This is a genomic window from Kitasatospora sp. NPDC024654, from assembly GCF_055559155.1.
The window spans coordinates 93,731-100,295 of the sequence record NZ_JBVHLF010000019.1; the positions used below are offsets into that span (position 1 = coordinate 93,731).

Here is a 6,565-nt window from a genome sequence, read left to right on the forward strand (position 1 = left end):
CTCCTGTGGATGACGGGGTCGAGCAGAGACGAATCAGTGCGTGGCGGGGTACGGCATCGGCGCGTGGGCCGTCCACGGGTCGGTGACCCGGGTGGACACCCGGGTCTCCAGCGGCCAGTCGTGCTTGGCGGCCAGCGCGCCCAGGTCGCGGGCGGCGAGGTTCAGCCAGGGCCACTCGGTGGCCCAGTGTGCGGCGTCCAGCAGGGCCACCGGGGCGGCCTCGGCGGCCTCCGAGGCGGGGTGGTGGCGCAGGTCGGCGGTGAGGTAGGCGTCCACGCCCGCCTCCCGGACGGCGGCGAAGAAGCTGTCACCGGAGCCGCCGGCCACCGCGACCCGGCGGGTCGGCCGGTCCGGGTCGCCGGCCACCCGGACGCCGGCGGCGGTGGCGGGCAGTCCGGCGGCCACCTGGGCGGCGAACGCGGCCAGCGGCAGCGGCTCGGGCAGTTCGCCGATCCGGCCCGCACCGCGGCGGCCCTCGGGGTCGGTCGGGTCGGGCACCAGCGGGCCGGTGATCCGCAGGCCGACCGCCTCGGCCAGCGCATCGGAGACGCCCGGCGCGGCGTGGTCGGCGTTGGTGTGCGCGACGTGCAGTGCGATCCCGGCCCGGATCAGCTCGTGCACCACGCGGCCCTTGAAGCTGGTCGCGGCGACGCTGGTGGTGCCGCGCAGATAGAGGGGGTGGTGGGTGACGACCAGGTCGGCGCCCCACGCCACGGCCTCCTCGACCACGGTCCGCACGGGGTCGACGGCGAACAGCACCCGGCGCACCTCGGCGTCCGGGTCGCCGCAGACCAGGCCGACGGCGTCCCAGGACTCCGCCCAGCTCGGTGGGTAGAGCTCTTCCAGCTGGCTGATGACGTCGGACAGTTTCGGCACCCGTTGAGACTACCGCGCGCGGGGGCCCGGCCGGGGCCGCGGGCGGCCACCGCGACCGTGCGACCGACCGCACGGCTGCCCGTCAACCGGGGCGCGAGGACGACCGGCCACCCGGGACGGCCGGAACAGCCGATCGGAACCGCGGCTCGGCACGGCCGGCCCGGGCGGTGCGCGGTCCTGGCGATCGCGGAAGCACGGGCGAAAACGCGCCTCGATCACCCTTACGGGTGAAGTGACCCGGTTGGCATTGAGCCGTTCCAAAGACGATCAGTAACTTCATTGTTGCGAAAGAGAGTTGCCCAGAGTCGCCGGTGGTCAGGGCCGCGGACCGAAGCGGACGGGACCGGCGCTCTCGCCACGTTCGGAAACCGACCACGTTCGGAAACTGACCCCGTTCGGGAACTGACCCCGCCCGGGAATCGATCCGGAGCAGCCGGCCGCCTCGGCACCGCGGGCGCGGGCCTGCTCCCGTGCGGAAGGGTGTGAAGCGGATGGGGGTGGGCACGCCGCCGCGGGCGACCGGAGAACCGGGCCCGTCTGCGGGCGAGACGGAGAGCACACCGGCCGACGACACGCTGCCGGAGGTCGCCCGGAGCGCCCTGACCGGCGGCGCCGGCTGGGGCACCGAGCGCGGCTGGCGGCTCGCCTTCGACGGCTTCTGGTGCACGGTCCGCCCTCCCGGCTCCCCCGCCGGACCGCCCGCGCCGGGCCGTCCGCTGCACGTCGGCGCGGCCGGCGCGGTAGCCGCCGAGGTACTCGCCGAGGTCGCCGGGGTGCTCGCCGAGGACCCCTGCCCGTTCCGCTTCGCCGCCGACCGGGAGCGCCTTCGGCAGCTCAACTCCGGTGCTGGCGAGGACGGTTCGGACGGCTTCATCACCGTGCACCCGCTCGACGAGGCCCAGGCCCGCCGACTGGCCGGCGAGCTGCACCGGGCCACCGAGGGCCTGCCGGGCCCGACCCGACCGCCCACCGGCCGGCCGTACGCGCCGGGCAGCCGGGTCCATCTCGGGTACGCCGTGCCCCGGGCCGAGCCGGGCACCGGTGGCGAGCGAACCGCGAACGGCCGGGTGCGGGCGCGGCCGGCCGGCCCCGTCGAGGGGAGTGGGTCGGCCGGCCCGCTGCCGGTCGCCGACCGCTACGTGCTCACCACGGCCGTCCGGCGCGGCGGTCGGGGCGACCTCTTCCTCGGCCGGGACCTGCGGACCGGCGCGGAAGTGCTGATCAGACAGGCCCGGGCGGGCGCCCCGGACGGGCTCGACGCACGCACCGCGCTGCGCCACGAGGCTCGCCTGCTGGCCGAGTTGGCGGCGCACGGGCTCACCCCGCGGCCACTGGCGCTGATCGAGCGGGCGGACTCGCTGCTGCTGGTGCGGGAGCGCGTCCCCGGCCGGCCGCTGGCCAGTTGGGTCAGCGCCCGACTGGCCGGGGACGGCGCGTCGGGCGTGCCGTGGGAGGCGGCCGGGCCGATGGCGCTGGCACTGGTCGACCTGGTCGAACGGGTGCACGCGGCCGGGCTGGTGCTGCGCGACCTCGCACCGGCCAACGTGCTGGTCCGGCCGGACGGTTCGCTGCGCCTGCTGGACCTCGAACTCGCCTGCGTGCCGGGCACGGTGGCCGGTCCGGCGGGCACCCCGGGCTATCGCGCGCCGGAGCGCTCAACCGGCCCGGTGACCGTGAACGGTGTGGTCCCGTACGGGGGTTGTCCGGCCGAGCCGACAGCGGACCTGTACGCACTGGGCGGTCTGCTCTTCCTGCTCGCCACCGGCCACGACCCGGTGCTGCCCGCGGAGCGGCCGCCGCTGCGCCCCGAGGCCGAGCGGTTGGCGCGCTGGCTCGACCTGGCGGCCCGAGAGGGTCGGACCGCGCGCCGGCTCGCGCGCGCCGTGCTCGCCCTGCGCGCCGAGCGGCCGGAGCGGCGCTGGACGCCGGCCCGGGTGCGGGCCGAGCTGGCGCGGGCCGCCGCGACCAGCGACCCGTCGCCCAGGGCCGTCGCGCTTCCCGGGCGCGGGCCGGGGGTCGCCGGCCCGTCGCCCGAGCGGGTGCTGCACGAGAGCCTGCGCCACCTCGCCGAGACCGCCACCCCGCAGCGCCCCGACCGGCTCTGGCCCGAGCCGTCGGGCGGTCACCGCACCGACCCGACCGCTGGCCGGTACGAGGCGGCCGGGGCACTGGCCGTGCTGGCCCGCGCCGCCGTCGCCCCCGGCCTGCCGCCCGAGCTGCGCGCGGCGGTCGGCCGGACCGCCCGGACCGCCGCCGGCTGGCTCGAACGGCGGTGCGCCACCGAGCCGTTGCTGCTGCCCGGCCGACACTTCGGCCGCTCCGGCCCGCTCTGGGCGCTGCTGGACGTCGCCGACGCGCTGACCGACCGCGAGCTCACCGCCCGGACCCGCCGGCTCGCCACCCGGCTGCCGCCGGCCCGGCCGCGACCCGGCTCCCAGCCCACCGAACCCTGGCGTTGCGCGGCGGGCACCGGCTTCCTGCGGTTGCGGCTGGGCGAGCCGGTCGTGACCACGGGGTCCGGCGACTTCCGGCTCGGCCCCGACACGGCCGGGCGCGGCGCGCTCCTGCTGGCCGCCCACCGGGCCACCGGCGACCCCGCGCCGCTGGCCGCCGCCGCGGAGGCGGGCCGGAGCCTGGCGACCGGCTGGGCGGCGGCCGGCCCGGAGGCCTGGTGGTCGCCGGGTGCCGGGGAGCCGGACGAGAGGCGGCTCGCGCACTGGTGCGCCGGACCGGCCGGGGTGGGCGGGTTCCTGGTCCGGCTCTGGCGCGCCACCGGCGACCCGGCCGTCCGCGCGGTCGCGCTCTCGGTCGGCCAGGCCGTCCTGGACGGGCTCGACGAACCGGATCCGCCCGGCCCGTACCCCGGTAGCACCCTCTGCCACGGCCCGGCCGGCAACGGCGAGTACCTGCTCGACCTGGCCGAGGCCACCGGCGAGCAGCGCTTCAAGGCCGGCGCCGAGCGGCTGGGCCGGCTGCTCGCCTCGCGCGCGACCTCGCACGAAGACGGGCTGCCACTACCCCCGGGAGAGCCCGGCGGTGGGGCCGACACGCTGGGCTTCCTGCTCCGGCTCTGCCACGGCGGCCCCCGGCTCTGGCTCGACCTCCCGTCCACCCCCACTCCTGGAGGAGCTCCCGGCACCCCCGGAAGAGCCCCCGGCGGAACCCCCGGAGCCGCCGCGTGACCGTCCTGCGCACCGCGGCCCCCGTCCTGCGCCGCCTGAGCTTCACCTTCTCCCCGGACGGCTCGCACGCCGCCTGCCTGGCGGCCGGCTCCGACGGCGGCTGGCACCCGGAGAGCTGGCGGCTGGACGGTCCCGGACCCGCTCACCCGACCGCCCTGCCACTGCCCGGCGACCGCACCGAGAGCCTGTACGCCCGGCCGCACTCGCTGCCCGACGGCCGGGTGCTGCTCTGCCGCTCCGCCGGCGAGCGGCACGAGCTGCTGCTGCGCGGCCCGCACCCGGCCGCCGCCGAGCCGGATCCGGTCACCCTGCGCTCCCCCGCCCTGTACCTGCTGCCACTGCCCTCGCTGGCGGCCGGCCCGGGCCCGGTGGCGGTGGCGGTGGCGCTGGGCGTAGACACCCGCCCGGTGACCACGCTCTGGCTGGTGCCGGGCGACGGCAGCGCTCCGGAGGCGGTCGCCGAGTTCCCCGGCGCCCTCGGCGGCGGGGTCTGGCTGGACGGCGGCGGCCGGCTGCTGGCGCTCGACCGGGTCCGTGCCGGGGTGCTCAAGAGCGTCGTGCTCGACCTCCAACTCCTCACCTTGACACCGTTGTTGGAGATCACCGCGGACAGCAACGACCGGCTGGTGCTGGTCGACCCGGCGACCGGGCTTCTACTGCTGCGCAGCGACGCCCCGGGCACCGACCGACTCGGCTGGGGCGTGCTGGGCAGCGCCGAGCCGGTGCGGTTCCCGGAGTGCCTGGACGTCCCCGGCCTGCTGCTGCGGCCGGTGGCGCTCGACCCGGCAGCCCGGACCGCCGCCGGCAGCCGGGTGGCGATCCAGCTCGACCACGGCGCGACCTCCGCCCTCGCGCTCTGGCGGCCCGACGGCGGCCGGCTGGAGCCGCTGCCGGTGCCGCCCGGGCGGCTCGGCGGGGTCGGCCACTGGTCGGCGGCCGGCCTGCGGATGCCGTACTCGGCGCCGGACCGCCCGGCCGGGGTGGTCACCCTGGAGGTGGACGTGCTGCTCGGGGCGGCGGGCCAGCCGCCGGTCGGCGCGCCGCTGCCGCTACGGCTCGCCCCGCTCGGCGGCCCCCGGCTGCCGACCGGACTGCCGCGCGGCGAGCCCTGGCCGCCCGCGCCGGGCCGGGGCTGGCGGCTGGACGGCAGCCCGGCGCGCCCCGACGGCGGCCGCTGGCACCCGGCGCAGACCCTGGAGCTGGCCGGACCGGCCGGGCCGATCGAGGCCGTGGTGTACGGCGGCGAGGCCTGGCTGAGCAGCGAGCACCTGGTGATCGCGCTGCACGGCGGCCCGGCCGACGCCTGGCGACTGGAGTTCGACCCCGCACTGCAGCGGATGGCGGACGCCGGGCTGGCCGTGCTCGCACCCAACCAGCGCGGCAGCACCGGCTACGGACCGGCCCACGCGGCGGCGATCCACGGCGCCTGGGGCGGCCCGGACCTGGCCGACCTGCTCGCCCTGCTGGCGGGGCTGGCCGGGCAGCGGTCGGCGCTGGGGCTGGAGCCGCCCGCGCTCTTCGGGATCAGCTACGGCGCGTTCCTGGCGCTGCTGACGGCCGCCCACGCGCCCGCCGGGCGGGTCTCGCGCTGCGCGGCGGTGGCCCCCTTCCTCTCCGGGGCCCGGCTGCTGGCCGACGGCACGCCGGCGGTGCGGACGCTGACCGGCCGGCTGGGCGGCGCCACACCGGTGGACGACGAGCTCGGGCCGCGCGACGTGCTGCGACTGGCGCACCTGCTCCGCGCGCCGCTGCTGTTGCTGCACGGCGACCGGGACGAGGTGGTCCCGGTCGGCCAATCCCGCTTGCTGCGCCAGGAGTTGCTCCGGATCGGGAGGGTCGAGGGGGCCGACTTCCGGTACGTCGAGGCGGCCGGCGCCGGGCACGACCTGCTGGCCGAGGAGGGCGCGGTGGTGCTGCACGAGCTGCTCGCCGGCTTCCTGCGGACCGGCCGGGCGGATGGGTAGCCGTCACCACCACCCGGGCACGTGAGGTGCGCCCGCGACGGTCACGCGCGCCGCCGCGCGCCCGGGCCCGCCGCTACCGCCCCTTAGGCCGGCCGTAAGGATCTCGATAGGCTTTCGTCCGACCCGGCCGTTAGGGTGACGGACGGACGGGGCGTGCTCCGCCCGGCGTGTCGCGGTCCCGTGGCCTGCCGGGCCGGTCGGCACACCCCACGGCCGACCTCCGCGGTCGGCGGTGCCGCGCGGCACCACACCCAGCACCCGCACGGAGAAGAAGACGAGAAGATGTCCGAAACCCTCACCGACACCACCGAGCACGGCGCCGACGAGGCCACCTCCGAGGACACCGCGCACGGCCGCCACCGGGGCCTGACCGCCAACGACGACACTCCCGAGGGCAACGCCCACGGCCGTCACCGGGCCAACGCCTCCTGAGTCGCCGATTCCGCCGGGGGGGGGGGGGGGGGGGGGGGGGGGGGGGGGGGGGGGGGGGGGGGGGGGGGGGGGGGGGGGGGGGGGGGGGGCGGGGGGGGGGGAGGGGGGCGG

4 protein-coding genes are annotated in these 6,565 nt (G+C 78.5%); 3 read left to right on the top strand and 1 reads right to left on the bottom strand.

Translation table 11 applies throughout. The annotated features are described in order from the left end of the window. Positions 1-33: 33 nt before the first annotated feature. The gene (locus tag ACZ38L_RS14555) at positions 34-876 is read right to left on the bottom strand and encodes a Nif3-like dinuclear metal center hexameric protein (protein ID WP_465692722.1); all 843 of its coding nucleotides are present in this window, start codon (positions 874-876) and stop codon (positions 34-36) included. A 491-nt stretch (positions 877-1,367) separates the two neighbouring features. On the opposite strand from ACZ38L_RS14555, the gene ACZ38L_RS14560 reads away from it, so the two are divergent. From ACZ38L_RS14560 to ACZ38L_RS14570, 3 genes are all read left to right on the top strand, one after another. Further along, positions 1,368-4,058, top strand: coding sequence for a class III lanthionine synthetase LanKC N-terminal domain-containing protein (locus ACZ38L_RS14560; protein WP_465692724.1), 2,691 nt, complete (start codon positions 1,368-1,370; stop codon positions 4,056-4,058). Continuing rightward, positions 4,055-6,022: an alpha/beta hydrolase family protein gene (locus ACZ38L_RS14565; protein ID WP_465692726.1), complete on the top strand. Its 1,968-nt coding sequence runs from the start codon at positions 4,055-4,057 to the stop codon at positions 6,020-6,022. The genes ACZ38L_RS14560 and ACZ38L_RS14565 overlap by 4 nt, the downstream gene beginning before the upstream one ends. 282 nt (positions 6,023-6,304) lie before the next feature. Beyond that, positions 6,305-6,454 (top strand): hypothetical protein, encoded by a 150-nt coding sequence (locus ACZ38L_RS14570; protein WP_465692728.1) that lies wholly within the window; start codon positions 6,305-6,307, stop codon positions 6,452-6,454. The last annotated feature ends 111 nt before the right edge of the window (positions 6,455-6,565 follow it).